23 protein-coding genes and 1 other RNA gene are annotated in these 20,270 nt (G+C 34.3%); 22 read left to right on the forward strand and 2 right to left on the reverse strand.

Features of this window, described 5'->3' with window-relative positions; genetic code table 11:
• Window positions 1–90 precede the first annotated feature (90 nt).
• The 13 genes from alaS (at window position 91) to ssrA (ending at window position 10,679) form a co-directional block, all read left to right on the forward strand.
• On the forward strand, window positions 91–2,739 hold the full coding sequence (gene alaS, locus ACQV18_RS05900; RefSeq protein WP_428892707.1) for an alanine--tRNA ligase: 2,649 nt from the start codon (window positions 91–93) through the stop codon (window positions 2,737–2,739).
• 153 nt (window positions 2,740–2,892) lie between these two features.
• The gene (locus tag ACQV18_RS05905) at window positions 2,893–3,153 is read left to right on the forward strand and encodes an IreB family regulatory phosphoprotein (RefSeq protein ID WP_428874262.1); all 261 of its coding nucleotides are present in this window, start codon (window positions 2,893–2,895) and stop codon (window positions 3,151–3,153) included.
• 3 nt (window positions 3,154–3,156) lie between these two features.
• On the forward strand, window positions 3,157–3,591 hold the full coding sequence (gene ruvX / locus ACQV18_RS05910; protein ID WP_428874254.1) for a Holliday junction resolvase RuvX: 435 nt from the start codon (window positions 3,157–3,159) through the stop codon (window positions 3,589–3,591).
• Window positions 3,592–3,601: 10 nt separating this feature from the next.
• A complete protein-coding gene (locus tag ACQV18_RS05915; protein WP_428874253.1) occupies window positions 3,602–3,907 on the forward strand; it encodes a DUF1292 domain-containing protein in 306 nt (101 codons plus the stop codon).
• Between the two features lie 167 nt (window positions 3,908–4,074).
• Complete coding sequence (gene mltG, locus ACQV18_RS05920) at window positions 4,075–5,265, forward strand: endolytic transglycosylase MltG (protein ID WP_428884899.1); 1,191 nt, start codon at window positions 4,075–4,077, stop codon at window positions 5,263–5,265.
• Window positions 5,266–5,458: 193 nt separating this feature from the next.
• On the forward strand, window positions 5,459–6,079 hold the full coding sequence (udk, locus tag ACQV18_RS05925) for a uridine kinase (protein WP_428892708.1): 621 nt from the start codon (window positions 5,459–5,461) through the stop codon (window positions 6,077–6,079).
• A 19-nt stretch (window positions 6,080–6,098) separates the two neighbouring features.
• The gene (gene greA, locus ACQV18_RS05930) at window positions 6,099–6,578 is read left to right on the forward strand and encodes a transcription elongation factor GreA (protein WP_428874250.1); all 480 of its coding nucleotides are present in this window, start codon (window positions 6,099–6,101) and stop codon (window positions 6,576–6,578) included.
• A gap of 156 nt (window positions 6,579–6,734) precedes the next feature.
• A complete protein-coding gene (gene liaF / locus ACQV18_RS05935; protein ID WP_428875419.1) occupies window positions 6,735–7,490 on the forward strand; it encodes a cell wall-active antibiotics response protein LiaF in 756 nt (251 codons plus the stop codon).
• Window positions 7,487–8,548, forward strand: coding sequence for a sensor histidine kinase (locus ACQV18_RS05940; protein WP_428874247.1), 1,062 nt, complete (start codon window positions 7,487–7,489; stop codon window positions 8,546–8,548). Before liaF ends, ACQV18_RS05940 begins: the two co-directional genes overlap by 4 nt.
• Window positions 8,549–8,573: 25 nt before the next feature.
• Complete coding sequence (locus ACQV18_RS05945) at window positions 8,574–9,206, forward strand: response regulator (RefSeq protein ID WP_428874246.1); 633 nt, start codon at window positions 8,574–8,576, stop codon at window positions 9,204–9,206.
• 65 nt (window positions 9,207–9,271) lie between these two features.
• Window positions 9,272–9,607: a HesB/YadR/YfhF family protein gene (locus ACQV18_RS05950; protein ID WP_428874245.1), complete on the forward strand. Its 336-nt coding sequence runs from the start codon at window positions 9,272–9,274 to the stop codon at window positions 9,605–9,607.
• A 15-nt stretch (window positions 9,608–9,622) separates the two neighbouring features.
• Entirely contained in the window at window positions 9,623–10,225 is a 603-nt protein-coding gene (locus ACQV18_RS05955; RefSeq protein ID WP_428874244.1) for an ECF transporter S component, read from the forward strand.
• Window positions 10,226–10,316: 91 nt separating this feature from the next.
• Window positions 10,317–10,679: a transfer-messenger RNA gene (ssrA, locus tag ACQV18_RS05960) on the forward strand.
• Between the two features lie 125 nt (window positions 10,680–10,804).
• On the opposite strand, the gene ACQV18_RS05965 is transcribed toward ssrA, so the two are convergent.
• Together ACQV18_RS05965 and ACQV18_RS05970 are read right to left on the reverse strand one after the other, a co-directional pair.
• Window positions 10,805–11,926: a tyrosine-type recombinase/integrase gene (locus tag ACQV18_RS05965; RefSeq protein WP_428892709.1), complete on the reverse strand. Its 1,122-nt coding sequence runs from the start codon at window positions 11,924–11,926 to the stop codon at window positions 10,805–10,807.
• Window positions 11,927–11,992: 66 nt separating this feature from the next.
• Window positions 11,993–12,652 carry a helix-turn-helix domain-containing protein gene (locus tag ACQV18_RS05970; RefSeq protein ID WP_428892710.1) on the reverse strand — a complete coding sequence of 220 codons (660 nt, stop codon included), beginning with the start codon at window positions 12,650–12,652 and terminating at the stop codon, window positions 11,993–11,995.
• Between the two features lie 154 nt (window positions 12,653–12,806).
• Here ACQV18_RS05970 and ACQV18_RS05975 point away from each other — a divergent pair, with 154 nt between their 5' ends.
• From ACQV18_RS05975 to ACQV18_RS06015, 9 genes are all read left to right on the forward strand, one after another.
• Entirely contained in the window at window positions 12,807–12,998 is a 192-nt protein-coding gene (locus tag ACQV18_RS05975; RefSeq protein WP_428892711.1) for a helix-turn-helix domain-containing protein, read from the forward strand.
• 12 nt (window positions 12,999–13,010) lie between these two features.
• Window positions 13,011–13,292, forward strand: a complete 282-nt coding sequence (locus tag ACQV18_RS05980) for a hypothetical protein (RefSeq protein ID WP_428892712.1) — start codon at window positions 13,011–13,013, stop codon at window positions 13,290–13,292.
• A gap of 211 nt (window positions 13,293–13,503) precedes the next feature.
• The gene (locus ACQV18_RS05985; RefSeq protein ID WP_428892713.1) at window positions 13,504–13,743 is read left to right on the forward strand and encodes a hypothetical protein; all 240 of its coding nucleotides are present in this window, start codon (window positions 13,504–13,506) and stop codon (window positions 13,741–13,743) included.
• A gap of 34 nt (window positions 13,744–13,777) precedes the next feature.
• Window positions 13,778–16,108 (forward strand): phage/plasmid primase, P4 family, encoded by a 2,331-nt coding sequence (locus ACQV18_RS05990; RefSeq protein WP_428892714.1) that lies wholly within the window; start codon window positions 13,778–13,780, stop codon window positions 16,106–16,108.
• 361 nt (window positions 16,109–16,469) lie between these two features.
• Window positions 16,470–16,766 (forward strand): hypothetical protein, encoded by a 297-nt coding sequence (locus tag ACQV18_RS05995; RefSeq protein ID WP_428892715.1) that lies wholly within the window; start codon window positions 16,470–16,472, stop codon window positions 16,764–16,766.
• Between the two features lie 4 nt (window positions 16,767–16,770).
• The gene (locus ACQV18_RS06000) at window positions 16,771–17,292 is read left to right on the forward strand and encodes a hypothetical protein (RefSeq protein WP_428892716.1); all 522 of its coding nucleotides are present in this window, start codon (window positions 16,771–16,773) and stop codon (window positions 17,290–17,292) included.
• Entirely contained in the window at window positions 17,285–18,496 is a 1,212-nt protein-coding gene (locus ACQV18_RS06005) for a phage portal protein (protein WP_428892717.1), read from the forward strand. Before ACQV18_RS06000 ends, ACQV18_RS06005 begins: the two co-directional genes overlap by 8 nt.
• A complete protein-coding gene (locus tag ACQV18_RS06010; protein ID WP_428892718.1) occupies window positions 18,483–19,052 on the forward strand; it encodes an HK97 family phage prohead protease in 570 nt (189 codons plus the stop codon). The genes ACQV18_RS06005 and ACQV18_RS06010 overlap by 14 nt, the downstream gene beginning before the upstream one ends.
• A 5-nt stretch (window positions 19,053–19,057) precedes the next feature.
• Entirely contained in the window at window positions 19,058–20,260 is a 1,203-nt protein-coding gene (locus tag ACQV18_RS06015; RefSeq protein WP_428892719.1) for a phage major capsid protein, read from the forward strand.
• The last annotated feature ends 10 nt before the right edge of the window (window positions 20,261–20,270 follow it).

The raw sequence follows: 20,270 nt of genomic DNA on the forward strand, positions 1-20,270 counted from the left end.
ATAACCAAGAGTTATTATAAGCAAGGTGGTACCGTGGTTAAGCGCCCTTGCATATAATGACTCTTTATTTTTATTGAAGGAGAATGCGGCATGAAACCATTAAAGAGTAAAGAAATACGTCAGATGTTTTTAGATTTTTTTGCAGAGAAAAATCATCAAATCGTTCCCTCAGCTAACCTCATTCCAATTAACGATCCAACGCTGTTATGGATTAACTCAGGGGTTGCTGCTTTGAAGAAATACATGGATGGAACTGAAGTTCCTGACAATCCCAAGATTGCCAATGTTCAAAAGTGTATTCGTACCAACGATATTGAAAACGTTGGTGTGACTGCACGACACCATACTTTATTTGAAATGCTAGGTAACTGGTCCATAGGGGATTACTTTAAAGAAGAAGCCATTCAATGGGCGTGGGAATTTTTAACTTCAGAAAAATGGTTGAATTTTGATCCCAACCGCCTATATGTTACCTATTATCCCGAAGATGAAGAAACTAAGCAGATTTGGATAGAAAAATGTGGTTTAGATGAAGATCATATTGTGGCTGTGGCTGATAATTTTTGGGATATTGGTGCCGGACCATGTGGTCCCGATTCAGAGATCTTCTACGACCGAGGGGAAAATTATCAAAACCTTTCAGCTGATGACCCTGAAATGTACCCAGGAGGAGAAAATGAACGTTACTTAGAAATTTGGAATCTAGTATTCTCACAATACAATCATATGCCAGATGGAAGCTACCAACCCTTGCCTAACAAGAACGTTGATACAGGTATGGGCTTAGAACGGATGGCCTCGGTCATGCAAGATGTTCCGACAAATTTCGAAACAGATTTATTTATGCCGATCATTGAAGCAATTGGTAGATTGACAACTGTCAATTATGGTGATGATGTAAAAACAGATACCTCTTTTAAAGTTATTGCTGATCATATCCGTGCGGTATCCTTTGCTATTGCTGATGGAGCTTTACCTTCTAACGAAGGACGTGGCTATATCTTAAGACGCTTAATCCGTCGTGCAGTTATGCATGGTCGTAAATTAGGAATTAATCATCTGTTTATTTCAGATTTAGTGCCAATTATTGTGGCTATGATGGGTGATCCTTATAAAGAGCTCATCGAAAAAGAAAACTTTGTTAAAGAAGTACTTTTAAAAGAAGAACAACGTTTCCATGAAACAATTGAAGAAGGCGAAGTCCAACTTCATCAAGTGATCAATGCGGTTCGTCAAGCAGGCCAAACGGTTATTAATGGAGACAAGGCTTTTCATTTATATGACACCTTCGGTTTCCCACTTGAATTGACGCAAGAAATGGCTGATGAAGAAGGGCTAACAGTAGACATTGAAGGTTTTGAGACAGCCATGGAAGAACAAAGAGAAAGAGCCCGTGCCGCACGTACAGATGAAGGATCGATGGCGATCCAATCGACAACTCTACAAGCTATTGACTATGAGTTTGATTTTGTGGGTTATGAACAATTAAGTTCAGATGCGACATTGAAATATATTGTCGTCGATGACCAAGAAGTGGACCAATTACCAGCTAATAGTGAAGGGATTGTATTCTTTAACCGCTCACCTTTTTATGCCGAAATGGGGGGACAAGTAGCCGATTTAGGAGGGATTTTTGATGGCGATCAAATGCTGGCAGAGGTCCTAGATGTTCAAAAGAGTCCTCATGGTCAATTTATGCATAAGGTGAAAACATTGGAAATGCCGTTAAATCGCGAACAGTCTTATACTTTGACAGTTGACCGTCAAGCCAGAATGAGGACCAATCAAAACCATACAGCTACTCACTTATTACATAAGGCCTTAAAAGAAGTTTTAGGGGACCACGCTAATCAAAAAGGATCGTATGTGGGGCCAGATCGCTTACGTTTTGACTTTTCACATTTTGGTAAAATGTCAGCCGAAGAACTTAAACAAGTGGAATCCTATGTAAACTTTATGGTTGAAAACGCTATTAATGTTGACATAAGTGAAATGCCAATTGATGAAGCAAAAGCAATGGGAGCCATGGCACTCTTTGGTGAAAAATATGGGTCAATTGTTCGCGTAGTTAATGTAGGCAATGAATCCATCGAATTGTGTGGAGGAACTCATGTTAACAATACTAATGAGATTGGAACCTTTAAATTAATGGCTGAAAGTGGTATAGGAGCAGGATTGCGCCGCATTGAAGCCTTAACAGGTCAAGCAGCTATCGCCAACTATCAAAAGAACGAATCGCTACTAAAAGAAGTTCAAAATCAATTGAAAGTTAGCCAAAGTGATCAACTGCTAAGCAAGATTGAACAGTTACAACAGGATCTTAAAGTACAGCAATCTGAAATCGACTCCTTGACTGCACGCTTAATGCAGGAAGCTTCAGATGAAATCTTTGATGATGTTCAAACAGTTAAAGACATTAGCTTTATTGCAGCCAGCGTAGACAATCAAAATATGGATTCTTTAAGATCTTTAGGCGATACATGGCGAGAAAAAGCTGCTTCTAATATCCTTGTTTTAGCCACTTCTCATGAGGGAAAAGCTAATCTGTTAGTTTTAGTCGATCAAGAAACAGTGGCCAAGGGCATTAATGCGGGAGATTTAATAAAACCATTAGCAAAACATATTAAAGGTGGTGGAGGAGGTCGTTTGACTATGGCGCAAGCAGGGGGTAAAAATCCAGCGGCTATTCCTCAGTTGTTAGAAGCAGTGCCGCAAGAGATTGAGAATAGACTGATCTAGCCTGAAACACAATTTTAATAGTGAAAAAGCTATAAATAAAGCACAATAAGAGCCTTTTTATAGGCATTTATGGTAAACTGGAGATAATAGCTAACAAATCAACTAGGGATGTATTAAGTTGATGAGATTAAGAAAGGTTCGGTGAATACATCTATGCAATCATTAGATGAAACAATACTCTTTAAGTTAGATGATTTAAACCAACATACAGTTCGCGAGAGCTTAGAGATTGTCTATCGCGCATTGGAGGAGAAGGGGTATGATCCAGTCAATCAAATTGTGGGCTATCTCTTATCAGGTGACCCGGCTTATATTCCACGTCACAATGATGCGCGTAACCTCATTCGTCGTCATGAACGCGATGAAATTGTCGAAAAATTAGTCAAGTATTATCTAACTAAGAAGGAGTCTTAGTTCATGCCAATTGGAAATCGCAGCATGGGCTTAGATGTGGGTTCTAAAACGGTAGGGGTTGCTATTAGTGACTTAATGGGTTGGACAGCCCAAGGAATCGAAACTATACCGATTGATGAAGAATCGGATAACTTTGGTTATCAACGTCTTCAAGAACTCATCGAAGAGTATAAAGTAGATAAAGTCATTATTGGCTTACCAAAAAATATGAACAATACATTAGGACCAAGAGCAGAGGCTTCCCAAAAATTTGGTGAAAAACTGCATAAAATTGTCCCAGACTGTCAAATTATTTATCAAGATGAGCGATTGACTACTTCTCAAGCAGAACGGATGCTGATTGAAGAAGGGAATGTCTCACGTAAAAAACGCAAAAAAGTAATTGATAAATTAGCGGCAGTGATGATTTTACAAAATTACTTAGATTATAAGAAATAGGGGTGTTAAGATGGTAGAAGAACATAATCATGAACACGCAGAAAAAGAAATTGACTACATTACTGTTGTCGATGAAGAAGGCAACGAATCGTTATATGAAATTCTATTCACCTTTGATTCACAAGACTATAATAAATCCTATGTCCTTATTTATCCAGCTGGAGCAAATGAAGAAGAAGAAGTAGAAATTCAAGCTTACTCCTATAAAGAAAATCCAGATGGGACTTCTGGTGATTTACAAGCGATCGAAACTGAAGAAGAATGGAACATGATTGACGAAGTATTAAATACATTTTTGGCAGATGAAGAAGAATAGTTAAGAAAGCTAAGCTCTTTCCGATTGATGAAATCGGCAAGAGCTTTTTCTCTTATAAAATCATGAAGCTTGAAACATTAATTTAATCATTCATTAATTAGGTCAGGATAGTTATTTACTGTGTTATTTGCTATAATGCTTACAACATTAGGCTATTAGGAGGAAGTATGAAGATAGATTGGAATAGAATACAAGAAGATGCAAAAGTAAATGAAACCATGCATGTTAAAGAATTACTTTGGACCAATCGAGTAATTAAAATCATTCTTTGGATATTTTTGATTATTATCGTAGTAGGCACCTTACTCATTTATTGGAAACTGGATAAAGATTTAGGGCCGGTGGATGCCAATAGTTCTGAGGCAATCGAAGTGACGATTCCCATCGGGTCGACTTCTAGTGATATTGCACAAATTTTAGAAGATGAAAAACTGGTTAACAATAGTCAAATTTTTAATTTGTTTATGAAATTTAAAGGAGCTAGTGACTTTCAAGCAGGCTATTATCAATTAAAGCCTAATATGAATGCAGAAGAGTTGATTGCAACTTTAAAGGAAGGTGGCGAACCAATCCAAGAAGATATTGATACCACACTGACTGTTGTGGAAGGCATGCAAATAACTGATATTGCACAAGTAGTGGCTGAACAAACACCAATTGAAGCTGATACTTTTCTTGATCGCGTTCAAAGTGAAGAGCTGTTTGAAGACTTGTTAAGGCGTTTTCCAAGCTTGATTCAACCACTATCTGAGATTGAAGGCTTAAAATATCGTTTAGAAGGTTATCTTTTCCCAGCTACTTATGATTATATTGCTGGCATGACGGCTGATGATTTAATCATTAATATGGTTGGAAAAGCTAATATTGAATTTCAGAAATTGCAAGAAGACCTTAGCAATACTTGGTTAAACTATCACCAGTTGTTGAGTCTGGCTTCGGTTGTTGAACGAGAAGCATCGACTGATGAAGATCGCGCCTTAGTTGCAGGAGTTTTCTTCAACCGTCTAAACATTGAAATGGCTCTACAAAGTGATATTACGGTTATTTATGCACTTGGCAAGCATAAAGAGCTGGTTACTTATGAAGATTTAGAAGTAGATTCGCCTTATAATACGTATCAACATAGCGGGTTGCCAGTAGGACCGATTAATAGTCCTTCTCTATCATCGATTATGGCGACTATATATCCAACTTATTCAGATAACTATTACTTTGTCGCAGATATGAATACAGGCAAAATCTATTATTCTGCAACAGAAGCTGAGCATAGTGCCTTAGTAGAACAATACGTTCAACCATTCTTTGATGAAGCAAAAAAAGAAGCGAGTCAAGAAAATGCAGAATTAGAAGAAGAATAGCAAGAACAACAAATGAAACTTTTAACAAGCATTTGAATACTAAAAAAGAAATAATATGAAATGGCTTGCATTCAGCTAATTTATATGTTATTTTCTTAAGTATAGTTTTGAGCAAGTTCAATAGAAAGCAAGTAATCACCTCTTATTGGGTGGTTGCTTTCTTTATGTATTTGTCAATTAAGGGAGTGAAGTAATGGGGGATAGACCCATCATCATCGGTGTCACTGGTGGATCAGGTTCTGGTAAATCAAGTGTTAGCAAGCGAATATTAGAACAGTTTACTGAGATGTCCGTTTTGGTCTTAGCACAAGATAATTATTATAAAGACCAAAGCCATCTGACATTTGAGGAAAGATTAAAGACGAATTACGACCATCCCTTTGCTTTTGACAATGATTTATTTTTTGAACATATCCAAGCTTTTATAAGAGGTGAAACAATTGAAGTCCCTATTTATGATTTTGTGAACTACACGCGTTCGCTTGAAACACGTAGAGAAGCTTCACGTGACGTGCTAATCTTAGAAGGGATTTTAATTTTTGAAGATAAAATGATTCGTGACTTATGTGATATTAAAATATATGTCGATACGGAAGATGATATTCGCCTTTCTAGAAGAATTAAACGCGATGTCATTAAAAGAGGACGTTCTGTAGAATCTGTTCTTGAACAGTACGAAACAGTTGCCAAGCCGATGCATCATCAATTTACTGAGCCAACTAAACGCTATGCAGATATTATTGTCCCGGAAGGCGGCCATAATCATGTGGCCATAGATTTATTAGTTACTAAAATTAACACAATTATTAATTAATTTGAAGGAGTATTAACAGATGGCAGATAAAACATATCCAATGACCCTAGAAGGTAAGAAAAAAATTGAAGCTGAATTAGAAGATTTAAAAGTAAATAAACGAGCTGAAATTATTGAACGCATTAAAGTAGCCCGGTCTTTTGGTGATCTTTCTGAAAACTCAGAATATGAATCAGCAAAAGATGAACAAGCTTTCGTTGAAGGACGTATTTCAACATTAGAAAATATGATGCGCTTTGCTGAAATTATTGATGATAAAAATGTTGCGGCTAATGAAGTAACATTGGGTCGTACCGTGACTTTTAACGAATTGCCTGATGGTCCTGAAGAAGCATATACCATTGTTGGCTCTGCTGAAGCAGACCCAATGGAATATAAGATTTCTAACGATTCGCCAATGGCCAAAGCTCTATTAGGCCATAAAGTGGGTGATAAAGTAACTATTGAAACACCGGGCGGCTCATTTGATGTGGAAATTACTAAGGTGGCTAAGGCATAATTTATCCAACAGTTAGACTCCTTTTGGGGGTCTTTTTTTATGCCTTTTTCTAGGATTTGTTTGCTATAATAGATGGAAGATAAGCAAAGTATTATCTTTTTTCAGTTTATCTTTTATGCAATAATAGCAATGACTTAACAGAAGGGAGGTATTCCAATGAAAGACTTCTTTCGCAAACGTATTTTTCTCACGATGATTCTTTGTATCTTTTTAATTATATTAGAATTACTTACAGATTGGCATTTTCTTGGAATGTTTGCAGGAGGATTTTTGCTCATCAGTTTGAGCCTTTATATAGAGCGCTATTGGTTGAACCGATTGATTTTAGGATTGGGTTTGATTTTGGTTATTATGACGATTGTTTTAACCAAATCATTCTGGCTATTTCTTTTAACCATCTTTTTCGCTTTAATTGTCTTTAAAAAAGAGCATATCCATGAAATGGGTAATCTTTCGGAGAGTGTTTTACATCCAGCCCCTAAAGAGTCTGAGAGTTATTACGGGATTAAACTGCTTCAACCACAAGACCAGCAGCGAACAATCTTAGAATATCGCTCTCTTTTTGATATGCGAGAAGAAGGAACCAAGACTTCATATGAGTGGGATGATATTAATCTTGTATATTTTGGTGGAAATTCTATTATTGATTTAGGGAATACCCTCATTCCAGCAGGTGAGCATACGGTAGTCATTCGAAAAATGTTTGGCCGTGTTCGTTTAATCATTCCGAGGGATATTGGCTTGAAAATGAATATATCTTTAATTAGTGGCAATGTTTTATTTGAATCTCAAGACTATGTATTAACATTGGAAAACTTTAAATGGCGTAGTCCCGATTATCAACAGGCTAACCGCAAATTAAATGTTATTATTTCAAGCTTTATAGGAGATGTAGAGGTGATTATTTTATGAATTTACGGTTATGGATTCGTATCTTACTCAATCAATTAATTATTACATTGCTGATCTGTTTTTTTGTGGTTGGTCTTTGTGCATGGCAACTACCAGCTTTTAATATTGAAGACCTTTTTATAATTAAGATCTGGGACGTTCGATTATTTATCTGGGTAGTAGCTATTATTATTGCCTTCTCAGTCATCTATAGTTTATATCTTACCTTTTCACTAAATGATTCTTATGAACTGATTCGAGCAAAAATCAATTGGTTATTGTTAGGCAAATATCACCATCCGATCTTCAATAAAACCAACCGTAAATCCAGTCTCTATACACAAGATTATAGCTTGGCCCAAGATATTAACCGCCTGCGCAATCGCTTGGTTGATTTGACTGAAGACTTACAAGAATTTACAGCTGCTCCGGTCTTTGTCGGTGAAGAGACTAAGGAAGAAATTATCGAACATGAGCGTAGTCGCATAGCACGTGAACTTCATGATTCGGTATCCCAACAATTATTTGCTGCTATGATGATGTTGTCAGCTATTACTGAATCCTATCCTGAAGAGGAAAACCCTAAATTAAGTGCTAAGCTTGAAAAAATTGAATCGGTCATTGGAAATGCTCAAACTGAAATGCGAGCCTTGCTCTTACATTTACGACCGGTTGACTTACAAGGAAAATCACTGCAACAAGGAATTAATAATTTGCTATTAGAACTACAAGCCAAAATACCTCTAGAACTGACTTGGGAATTAGATGATCCTAGACTAGAAACGGGAATCGAAGACCATCTCTTTCGGATTATTCAAGAAGCGGTGTCGAATACTATGCGGCATGCTCGAGCAAATAAATTAGATGTTTATCTAAGAGAAACAATGGATATGATAAATATTCGCATTGTTGATGATGGACGTGGCTTTGATCCTGTTCAATCGAAAAAGTCAGGCTCTTATGGTTTAACCAATATCCAAGAAAGAGTGAAGGGGATGGGAGGGGCGGTTTCGATAATTTCTTCTCCAGGGCAGGGAACGGTTGTCGATATTAAGTTGCCTTATAAACTTAAAAAATAAAATTATAAAATAAAGGAGTCAGTGTATGATAAAAGTATTATTAGTTGATGACCACGAAATGGTCAGGCTAGGTGTTTCGTCTTATCTAAGTATTCAAGAAGATATGGAAGTGGTGGGAGAAGCTAATAATGGCTTAGTAGGTTATCATCGTGCCCTGGATTTACGACCGGATGTTATTTTGATGGACTTAGTCATGGATACCATGGACGGAATTGAAGCCACGCAAAAAATTATGCAAGAGTGGCCCGAAGCTAAAATTATTATCGTGACATCTTTCTTAGATGACGAAAAAGTATATCCAGCTATTGAAGCAGGAGCTCAATCATATATCCTAAAAACTTCATCAGCTAAAGAAATCGCCGAGGCTATTCGCTCAACCTACCAAGGTAAGAGCGTGATGCAGGATGAAGTTACGCAAAAGATGCTAAATCGCGAAACCGAAGAAAGGCAAGTCCATCTGCATGATGATTTGACCAATCGTGAGCGTGAAGTCTTAGGATTGATTGCTAGAGGGTATTCCAATCAAGCGATTGCAGAAGAGTTGTTTATCACTTTAAAGACGGTAAAAACCCACGTTTCTAATATCCTATCAAAATTAGAAGTGGATGATCGCACACAAGCGACGATATATGCTTTCCAACATAATTTGGTGGATTAAGCAAAAAACTCGCTCAGATAAAAAAATTGCTATATGATAGATTCAGTTTATAGAGGAGGGAGTTGTTGCATTTGATTGCAACAAAGCATATGAAACTAACAGTAACAAATAAAGCAGCAGATTGGTTTAAGGAAGAAATAGGATTTAGCCAAGGTGCTGGTGTTCGCTTTAAAACAAAAATTTATGGATCGAGCCCTTTTGACAATGGTTTTGGGATTGCCATTGATTCTGTTCAGCCAGAAGACCCTTTAGTCACTTATCAAGCGCCCAATGGGGTCCTCTTCTTTATTGAACAAGATGACGAATGGTTTTTTGATGAATATGATTTAGAGGTAACTCTTGATGAAAGACTCTGTGAACCCACTTACAATTACATTAAGAATGGTCATTCCATTCATTAAATGAGGAGGATATTTGTGTCAGCATTACAAAATCAAAACGCTATGAAAACTAAACGCTTAGTTATTTTAAGTATCTTCATGGCTATTATCCTATTACAAACTTGGGTACCTTTTCTAGGCTATATAGCCATACCCCCATTAAATATTACTATTATTCATGTAACGGTAATTGTAGCGACCTTATGGTTAGGCACTAAAGATGGTTTTATTATCGGAGCATTTTGGGGCTTGAACTCCTTGATTCGTGCTTATGTTATGCCAACATCGCCCATGTATGTTTATGTCTTTTCTTCACCATTAGTCTCACTTTTACCACGGATGATTATGCCTTTGATTGTTGGATGGTTTGCCCACCAAGCTCAAGATAAAATTCAAGATCGCTTGCGCTATATGATAGCAGGGGCCTTAGGTTCAATCTTAAATACAGTTTTCGTCTTAGGGGCAATTGGCCTCTTTAAACAGGCAGAGTATTCACAAATTAGTGGAGCCAATCTCGATAGTTTATGGCAGGTGCTCGGTGGTATTGTGTTAGTGAATGGTGTACCTGAGATGATCTTTTCAATTTTAGTGACGCCAATTTTACTGAATGCCGTCAAAAAATTACCTCAAACTCTTTAAGTAGGAAGTCCAAGATAATTCGTCTAAAAGCTGACTGACCTTCTTTGACATTTCCTCATGGAGATGCTAGTATGTATTTATACCTTTAATTGGGGGTGTCATGGTTTCGACAGGTGTTGTTCGAACCTTGGATGCGTCAGGTAGGCAGCGACTACCTCACCAACGCTACAGTTAAATATAACTGCAAACAATAATAACAATTTAGCTTTAGCTGCCTAAAAACAGCTGGCTAAGATCAGCCTAGCATCGCCCATGTGTTAGTTCCTGGTCTCAAATTAGTGGGATACGCTAAGTCTTTCCGTCTGTAAGCCTTAGAAGAGATAAGCAGACTCGCAAACACAAACGCCTGTTGGTCGGCTATGTGGAAGCTAAATAACAATAGACGCAACTATTGACGTAGATTCTTTGGTGGCGAGACATTTGGACAGGGGTTCGACTCCCCTCATCTCCATTGTATGATTTCTTAGGTTTTCTATCAGGCTCTAAAGCTTGATGGAAAGCCTTTTTTATTTTTTCTAATTTCTCTGATTTGCTTTTATTTGGCATTCATGGCATTCATTTTGGCATTCATTTCGAATTTTAACTAGTCATAAACTTAGCAAATTGAGTAGCAGTTTCTTCTTGTCTTTCTTTGGTAACGTGAGTATAAATATTCATTGTGGTCTGAATATCTGAATGGCCAAGGCGCTTTTTAACAACTTCCATGCTGACACCTGCTTCAAAGAGTAGAGAACAATGAGTATGTCTTAGACCATGAGCAGTGATATTAGGTAATCCTGCTTGCTCTTGAGCTTTAATTAAGTTCTTTCTAATTTGGCTTGAAGTCATGTGTTTATTAGTGCTATCCACTGGGAAAACTAATTGACTATTTGACCGCTTACCTATGAGCATAAGAATTTTCTTTTGTTCCATCTGCCACAGTTTCAGTATATTCATTGTTTCTTGATCTACTGTTATAAGTCTTATAGATGATTGACTTTTAGGCGGTTGAACGATTAAAGAGTTGCCAATCCCTCTAGTAAGAGCTTTATTAATATCAACAGTAAGGTCTTTAAAATGAATATCTTTCCAAGTCAACGCTAATAGCTCACCTTGTCGCATGCCTGAATAGGCTAATAAGCGGAATAGGGCGAGCCATTTTTTATTGTCATTTTTTTCCAAAGTATCCAGTAATTCATTCAGTTGATCTTTAGAATAAAAGTTTTCAAAATCATTATTTGATTTCTTTTCTCTAGGCAAATCTACTTTATCTACTGGACTTTTAGAAATTAGATCCATTTTAACCGCCTTTTGAAAGACCTTATCTAAGTATCTAACCATAATTTTGTATCTCACAAACTCATTTGACCACTTATTAACGAGTTCTTGAATCTCTAAGGGGTTTATATCTTCAATTGCTAAACTCCCTAAAACAGGCAATATATGCAGTTTAAAGATGGTCATAGTTTTATGGTAGGTGCTTTCTCTAACTTCATTATAGTATTGAGTTTCCCATAAATTAAAAACTTCTTTATAGGTTCTTGATACAGGCTTATTGATAGGATTATCATTCAATATTCTTGCTTCAGCTAATTTAGCTTCTTTTAAAGACTTGAAACCTCTTCTTGTAGTCTTTCTAATTTTACCTCTACTATCTTTTCCCAAATAAACTTGAACTAAATAACGGGTGCTACCGTTTTTCAATTTATATTCTTTAATCATTTTATTTTCCTTTCCACCTAGTGCGCTCCCCAGTGACTATGATGGTGTGGAAGAAAAATCAGATAATTAATGATTATCTTTATATTTTAGTTCGATTCTTTGTAATTCTTCGAAAACTTCATTTTTAAGACGAGTTATTTCTTCTAAAAGATTTTCGTTCATATCTTCATTAAGATAGTAGTTATATTCTCCAGTTTTTAAAGACATATAGTAATAATCATGATACTTATCAAAAGCCCTATTAACTTCATACATTAATTGATTTAAGGCAGAAATTTCTAAAGACTTTGTATTAATCCAATGATTATAAGCTTTTTGCTTTTGTAGTTTAAATTTTTCTTCAAACTGTTCTTTGGAATCAAACATTTCAGAAACTTTAGGAGCATATTCGTGAAAATAACTTAAATAAACTTCTTTATAAATAGGGTCTTTTAACTTTTCTATTATAGTAGAGTCATTCTCAATTTCATTTTTGAAATCTTTTAAACGATTAATAATATATTCTTCTAAACTTCCATATAACAATTGATCCACTGAAATGTTTGCTAATTCAGAAATAATTGATAGTCTTTCTGGATTAGGTAAATACCTCCCATTTTCCCAACCTGAAACTAGTCCTCTATTTGCAGGCGGGTCAAAGTGTTTTCCAAATACTTCAGCAGTTTCCCCAAGAGAAAATCTTATCTCTTTTATACGCCTTCCTACACTTAGTTTATCTATATCCAATTTATCACATTCCTTTCTTTGTAATTAGTATATAATCTTTCAACAAATTTTACAATTCATTTTAATACTTTTAGTTGCAATCCATTTTAAAACATGATACATTTGTATTGAAATGGATTGCGATTCATTTTAATTCATAAAGGAGGGGAAAATTTTGAAAAATAATTTTAGAGTAATTTTAGCAGAACAAAGAAAAACAGTGGCTGAAGTTCATAAAATAACTGGTATTTCAAAATTCACTTTAACTAATATTTATTATGAACGTACAAAAAATCCTGGTTTATCCACAATTAAAAAGATTGCTGATTATTTAGGAGTTACTATAACGGAATTACTAGGTTATTAGGAGGTGATAAAAATGGAACAGCCACAATTGCAGGTAATACTAACACCCGAATCACAGAAATTGTTTCTATCTAATGTGGGTAAGTTATTGGATCAAGCGATCGAGGAAGCAGTTGAGAAGTCAAAACTTTCTAAAAGATTTGTTACACAAAAAGAATTAAAGGAAATGCTTCAAATTGGAGCAGACACTTTAAGTGATCTTGAAGCCAGAGGATTGAGAAGAATCCCTTTAGGTAGAAAGTGGCTATATGATACTGAAGAAATTGCAGAAGTCTTTAACTCAATGAAAATTTAAATCCTAGTGCGCTCCCCAGTGCAGGAAGCAGGTTTATATGTTTAAACATGAAAAAACAGAGACCGGGAAGATCTCTGTAAAATTTATGAAAGATTATTTTGGTGATGGAAGCCAAAATTTTGAAAAAATGAGTTGTTAGGTTTAGGTAGATTAGCCTTCCTAACAACTCCATTATAACAAATATTAATTAAAAATGGAATGGAGAATAACTATGAAATCTAATATTGGCGAAACTATTTATAAGTTACAAAGACTATTAATTAAAGCAAGAATTAATAGTGACTATATAAATTCATTGCATGATTATTCATTAAAGTATGAAAAAGAAGGTTTAGAAGCTACAAAAGTTTTAGCTTATGAGGCTCATAGAGTTTCACCAATCATTGATAACTTAAATATAGATCTTATTGAAGGTTTGCAAGAAATAATAGAAGAATTGGAATCAGATTGATTATCTGTTTTGTAAAGAATGAGGTGATAGTGATTTGAATCAAAATAAAGTAATTCTAGAAAATATTCCACAAGAATTAAAAGACATGCCTAGATGGGTAGCGTGGAATTATGAAGAAAGAAACGGAAAAATAACTAAAGTACCTTATGATTTTTATACTGGTTTTAAGGCAAGTAGTAATGATCCAGATACATGGTGTGATTTTGATACAGCAGTTGAGTATTTAAAACATTATGACGGATTAGGCTTTCAATTAGGTGAGGGAATTTTTGGAATTGATATAGACGCAAAAGATAATCAAGAATTACAGGATTATTTAAATGATGGGATAAATAATAGATTTTGTGAATTTTCAAAATTAGGAACTTATGCTGAAATATCTCCTTCAGGTAATGGTGTTCATTATTATTTTAAAGGCAACTTACCAGGAAAAGGATTTAAGAACTCAAAGCTTGGTGTAGAAGCTTATGAGTCAGGAAGATTTTTCACTGTTACAGGGAATATGTTAGGCAATTATCCTAACTTAATTGACGGTTCAGAGATAATAAAGCCTTTGTATGAGAAGTACAGAACAAAGAAAGATAGTCCTGTACATTTATTAAATAATATAGGTAATGGTAATACCTATGAAATAAATAAGTTAATTGAGTTAGCTAGTAAATCTAAAAATGGTGAAAAGTTTAAAAGTTTATTCTTTGAAGGTGATACTAGTTCTTATAACCACGACGATAGCGCCGCAGATCAGGCATTAGCTAATATTCTTGTGTGGTGGTGTAACCATGATCTAGAAAAAGCTAATGAGATGTTTAGACAATCTAAGCTATACCGTGACAAATGGGATTCTAAAAGAGGTAGTACCACTTATGGAATGCTAACCTTATCTGAAGCTAGCAGGGTTACCAATGGTGGATTTACTGGAAAATTTGAATTCAAATTTAAGGATAGCTTAGAGCTTCGATTAAGAATAAAAGGTGAAGAAGCTTTAGAAGAACTTATACAAGAATGGGAAATTGATAGGGCTGAAGGTAGCACTCGAAAGAAACCTAATACATTACCGCCTGTAGTAATTTCTAATATCTTACAAGATGAAATAGTATTTATTAAGTTTGCTTTTGAGGAAAATTCTAGAGTTGCTATGTACCAGGAAACAAAAGGAATATATACACAGAATTTAGATTTAATAAGGCACTATATAAAAATTGTGGATAGAAATAGTACTAGAAGAAGTGCTGAAGAAGTTATTTATGATCTAACGCATACAGCAAGTGTTAAAGAAAAAACAGTTTCAAGGTTTTTAATACCTGTTAACAATGGTGTGTTTAATTTAAAAACCAAAGAACTTGAACCATTTACACCTGATTATGTATTTACTTCTAAAATTGCTACTAATTATATCCAAGGTTGCCAAAAACCTATTATTGATGGTTGGGATATTGATAAATGGTTATTAGATATTGCAGTTGGTGATGAACAGATTACAGAGTTATTGTGGCAAGTTATTTCAGCTAGTTTAAATGGTAACTACTCAAGAAAAAAATCAATTTGGCTAGTAGGTAGTGGAAGAAACGCAAAAGGAACCTATCAAGAATTAATTACTAATTTAGTTGGGTTTGATAATGTAGCCACGCTTAAAATAGACCAATTTGGTGGAAAAGATAACAATCGTTTTAATTTATCCTTATTAGAGGAGAAAGTTGTTTGTATTGGTGATGATGTTCCTGCAGGTGTCTTTATAGATAATTCATCTGACTTTAATAGTGTGGTCACTGGTGACGCAGTTAAAGTTGAGCGTAAGAACATGGACGCATACAGCACGAGATTTAATTTAACTATCATTCAATCCACAAACGGCTTGCCTAAAATACATAACAAAACTGAAGGAACCTATAGAAGATTTTTGATTGTTCCTTTTAATGCTAAGTTCACAGATAAAACAGACAATAGCAGAATTAAGGACGAATATATAAAGAATCAGAAAGTACTTGAATATGTTTTATATAAGGCTATTAATTTAGATTTTGATAAGTTTATTGTTCCTGATATATCAGCTCAATTATTAGAAGATTTCAAACAAGATAATGATCCATTAGTGGACTTTAAAGAAAATGTATTTGATCAATTAAATGTTGATAGGATACCAACTTATATAGTCTATGCAATCTATAAGGAATTTTGTAATGAAAATGGGTTTAAGTTTTTATCAAAAATTAAATTTACTAAAGAGCTAACCAATCTTTTAAAAGATACTTGGGAAAAGAAAGTAGCTAAAGTGGGTTCAGAAAAGGAATTTTACAAAAATTTAAAAGCTAATTTTGATATGCCTATTGCAGGGAGCGCACCTCAACACTTTGTAAAAATTAATTAGGTTGCAAAGTTGCAGGTTGTAGGTTAGGTTTAGAAACCATCTTAAAACCTGCAACCATTTAGAGCTGTATTGTTTTGATTTGTAGCTAAGGTTGCATAGTTGCAGGTTAATATACTTTATTTTACAACTAAAAATATATTTTTAAGTTATATATAAAAGTAAGCTACAGTGTGAAAAAAGTGCAACCTCTCAACCTAAGCATTTAAAAACGTTGATACAAATAGCTTTTGAAGAGTTGAGGTTTAAATCTAAGAACTGCAACCTAACCTATCCGCCACAGCTAAAATGTTGAAAGATGATAAAGCCTTTCAGAGGTAGGTAAATGATAAATACGAAAAGTTAGTCTATAGGAGTTGAAAAAATGTACAGTACCTTAATAAGTTTTAGAGAAATTAGAATGAGAATCGCCTTTTTAGAATTTTCAAATGCGGATCAGACTGAAATAGATATCTTGAAATACTCATTAAAAAAGTTAGATGACTTTATTAATAGACAGAGTGAAGATATACAGGTAATCCTCAAAGGTAGGTATTATGAAAACCGCTCATTTAAAGATATTTCTTTAGAACTAGGGTACTCATATAATCGTGTGGTAAAAATGCACGGAACATTTATAAAAGCTTTGAAAATTGCAGAATCTAAACACAGAAAGGGATGAAAAAATGTTAAATAAACGAAAAGCAAACTGGCAGGCGATTGAACAACAATGCAAACCAAGTAGAGATGACGTTAATGATCCTTATGCTTTTTATGATTTACCTAAATCATTACAAGTGAATTTGGTGACTTGGTGCTTAAGATATCATAGGCAGGAAAATATCAATCATAGCTATACTTCTTATACGCTTAAACATATTTTTTCAGACTTTACAAAAAAGTATGTTAATAATGGCCAGTTTAAGGGAGCTATGCTTATAGCAGGCTTTAGGGTTCATGACTTAGAAAGTTTAAACTGGAAATTTAATATTTCAAAATCTGAAATCAGAAAAGATTTGGAGATACTAAAGCAGGATAAGTCAATCATTGATGAAACAAGGCGGAAAATATATGAACTTAGTAAGCCTGAAAATAAAGAGATTAGAGAACAACTAGAAGCTGAAACTAAAAGAATCGATAGCATATATAGACAAGGATATAATGATTGTCTTAAAAAATATGGGATAAGTGAGGTAAGTAATGGCTAATATATTAGAAAAAATATTTAAGAAAAAAGAAGCAACTCAAAATTCTAAAAATATTGAGTTATTACAAGGGAGCGGCATAAGTTTCTCTACTTTTATTAATGATCCGTATGCTAATGATATTTATCGTGCAGGTGTGGATACAATAGCGAGAAACACAGCAAAGTTAAAGCCCATTCATTTTATTAATGATAAAAAAGGTGACAAAGATTTAAATCGCTTATTGCAGGTAAGACCTAATGAATACATGAATACTTATGATTTTTTATACAAGGTTGTGACTCATTACTTTCTAAATAACAATGCTTATATCTATATTCAGCGTGATATGAATGGCAAAGTTAAAAATCTATATCCTATTAGTGGGACAAAAAGAGTATTTGGAACGGATAATGAAAATAATCTTTATATGAAAGTAACCTTTAAACAAGGTATGGAAGTTTATTTTCCATATAGTGATATTATTCATTTAAGAAGACACTTTAATTCAGATGAATTAAACGGTGATGACAATAGCGCCTTAAGTCCAGTATTAGAAGTTGCTCAAACTCAATCCGAGGGAATGAGTAAAGCAATTAGATTAGGTGCTAATATTCGAGGTATTTTGAAGTTTAATAAATTGACTAGTGACGAAACTAAAAAGGAAAAAAGAGATACTTTCATGAAAGATTATCTTTCTCTTGAAAATAATGGAGGAGTGATTGTATCTGATCAAGAAGCTGAATATGAATCGATTGATAGTAAACCTGTAAATATTGATGAAAATCAAATAAGAGCTATCAGTGATAAAGTCTATAACTATCTTGGAATTAATAGAAATATTGTTTCGGGAAAATACACAGAGAATGAATGGCAGGCATTTTATGAAAGTGTAATTGAGCCAATTGCCACACAATTAAGTTTAGAATTTACACACAAAATATTTACTATTATTGAACAGAATTTTGGGAATGAAATTATCTTTGAATCTAATCGATTAAATTATAGTAGCTTACAAACAAAAATAAATCTTATTCAAACAATCTCACCTCTAGGTTCAGTAACCATTGATGAAGTTAGAGAAATACTAAATTTACCTAAGTTAGATGGTGAAGAAGGATCTAGAATCTTACAATCACTTAACTATATGGAAATTAAAGATATAGAAAAATATCAATTAAGTAAATCAGGATTAAAAGAAGGAGCAAATCAAAATGAAGGAAATTAGAATTTCTAAAATAGAAACAGAAAATAGAAATGATGATACTAAGAATATGGTACTTGTTGGTAGACCTATTCTCTACGATATACCAACACAAATAGGTGAGGGGAACTTTGCCTTTACAGAAGTTATTCAACGTGGGGCATTAGATGGTGTGGATTTAAAAGACACCAGGCTATTGTATAACCATGATATGAATAAGGTGCCTTTAGCTAAGACACCTAAAACAATGCAATTAGAATTAGATCAGGCAGGTCTAAAGATGGTTGCTAATTTAGCTAACACAGAGGAATCTAGAAGCGTTTATACGGCAGTAGAACGTGGCGATTTATCAGGTATGAGTTTCGCCTTTAAGGTTCCTGAAGGTGGCGATTCTTATAATGCAGAAACAAGAACAAGAACAATTCATAAAATTGAAAAAATTTATGAGGTAAGTGTTGTTCCGTTTCCTGCTTATGCAACTACTTCAGTAGAAGCTAGAAGTGCCATTGATAATTTATATAGTGAAGAACGAGATGACTTAAGAATTAAACTAAACAATATTTTATATAAAGGAGAATAATAAATATGAATTTTAAAACAGTAGAAGAAGCATTCAACCATTATAACGGATTAGGATTAGGTGAAATTGAAAAACGTGCTCAAGAAATACAAGATATTGTAAATACTGATCCTAATGCAGATATCAATTCATTAAACATAGAAGCAGAAGGATTAAAGAAAGCTAAAGAAAACTTAGTTGAAAAACGTAATTCAATTCTATCTTTTAATCCTATAACAGGAACAGGTGAAGCTAAAACTAATGAGGTTAAACAAAACGATATTATTTCTACAGTAGAATATCGTGATGGCTTCTATAAACATTTACTTGGCCATAAGTTAAGTCCTGCAGAACAAAGAGCAATAGATATTGAACAATCTGAAAAACGTGCTGAACCATTTAATACAGTTACTGATAATGCTCATGTAATCCCTACACTAACTTTAAATGAAGTGATTAAGAAAGCACGTACTCAAGGTGGTATCTTATCAGAAGCTAGATCATTTAATATTCCTGCTAATCTTAAAGTTCCAGTGGGTACACCACTAACTAAAGCAGAATGGCATACTGAAGGTGCAGAGGTAGCAGGTGAAAAATCGAAGCCTTCAGCAGTAGAGTTTAAAGCCTATGAATTAATTAAAGTATTTTCAATGAGTGCTTTAGCTAAGAAAATGAGTATAAAAGCTTTTGAACAATACATTATTGATGAATTAGTAGCTTCAGTTATGGAGACAATCGAAAGCTCATTAGTTACTGGTACTGGATCTAAACAAGGTGCAGGTTTAGAAACAATTACCTTTAATGCTACCAATCAAATTGAATATACTGATATGCCTGCTTATACAGATTTCACTAATCTATTAGCTTTAATAAAACGAGGGTATTCAAATGGTGCTAAGTTCGCTATGAACAATGCCACCTTGTATAGCAAGGTCTATTCAATTGTGGACGGTAATAAACGACCTATCTTTATTGCTGACCCTCAAAATGAATCAGTCGGTCATATTTTAGGTTATCCAGTTATTATTGATGACAATATCAAAGATGGGGATATTTACTTTGGTAACTTCCAATATTTGGGTTATAACATGCCTGAAGGAATTGCTTTAGAAGTATCTACTCAATCTAGCTTCAATCGTGGATTAATTGACTATCGAGCATTAGCAATTGCTGATACTCAAGTCATCTTACCTGAAGCATTTGTGAAGCTATCCTTAAAGACAGCCTAGTAAAACAAGG

This window comes from Facklamia sp. P9177, from assembly GCF_050409585.1.
Taxonomy (GTDB): Bacteria; Bacillota; Bacilli; order Lactobacillales; family Aerococcaceae; genus Facklamia.

Bases quoted from the DNA above. Each gene is read 5' to 3' on its own strand.
- ACQV18_RS05965 (WP_428892709.1), bottom strand. From the start codon at position 11,926: ATGATTAAAGAATATAAATTGAAAAACGGTAGCACCCGTTATTTAGTT.
- ACQV18_RS06010 (WP_428892718.1), top strand. From the start codon at position 18,483: ATGAAGGAAATTAGAATTTCTAAAATAGAAACAGAAAATAGAAATGAT.
- ACQV18_RS06005 (WP_428892717.1), top strand. From the start codon at position 17,285: ATGGCTAATATATTAGAAAAAATATTTAAGAAAAAAGAAGCAACTCAA.
- greA (WP_428874250.1), top strand. From the start codon at position 6,099: ATGGCAGATAAAACATATCCAATGACCCTAGAAGGTAAGAAAAAAATT.
- ACQV18_RS05905 (WP_428874262.1), top strand. From the start codon at position 2,893: ATGCAATCATTAGATGAAACAATACTCTTTAAGTTAGATGATTTAAAC.
- ACQV18_RS05945 (WP_428874246.1), top strand. From the start codon at position 8,574: ATGATAAAAGTATTATTAGTTGATGACCACGAAATGGTCAGGCTAGGT.
- ruvX (WP_428874254.1), top strand. From the start codon at position 3,157: ATGCCAATTGGAAATCGCAGCATGGGCTTAGATGTGGGTTCTAAAACG.
- ACQV18_RS05985 (WP_428892713.1), top strand. From the start codon at position 13,504: ATGAAATCTAATATTGGCGAAACTATTTATAAGTTACAAAGACTATTA.
- alaS (WP_428892707.1), top strand. From the start codon at position 91: ATGAAACCATTAAAGAGTAAAGAAATACGTCAGATGTTTTTAGATTTT.
- ACQV18_RS05915 (WP_428874253.1), top strand. From the start codon at position 3,602: ATGGTAGAAGAACATAATCATGAACACGCAGAAAAAGAAATTGACTAC.
- ACQV18_RS05980 (WP_428892712.1), top strand. From the start codon at position 13,011: ATGGAACAGCCACAATTGCAGGTAATACTAACACCCGAATCACAGAAA.
- liaF (WP_428875419.1), top strand. From the start codon at position 6,735: ATGAAAGACTTCTTTCGCAAACGTATTTTTCTCACGATGATTCTTTGT.
- ACQV18_RS05940 (WP_428874247.1), top strand. From the start codon at position 7,487: ATGAATTTACGGTTATGGATTCGTATCTTACTCAATCAATTAATTATT.
- ACQV18_RS06015 (WP_428892719.1), top strand. From the start codon at position 19,058: ATGAATTTTAAAACAGTAGAAGAAGCATTCAACCATTATAACGGATTA.
- ACQV18_RS06000 (WP_428892716.1), top strand. From the start codon at position 16,771: ATGTTAAATAAACGAAAAGCAAACTGGCAGGCGATTGAACAACAATGC.
- mltG (WP_428884899.1), top strand. From the start codon at position 4,075: ATGAAGATAGATTGGAATAGAATACAAGAAGATGCAAAAGTAAATGAA.
- udk (WP_428892708.1), top strand. From the start codon at position 5,459: ATGGGGGATAGACCCATCATCATCGGTGTCACTGGTGGATCAGGTTCT.
- ACQV18_RS05995 (WP_428892715.1), top strand. From the start codon at position 16,470: ATGTACAGTACCTTAATAAGTTTTAGAGAAATTAGAATGAGAATCGCC.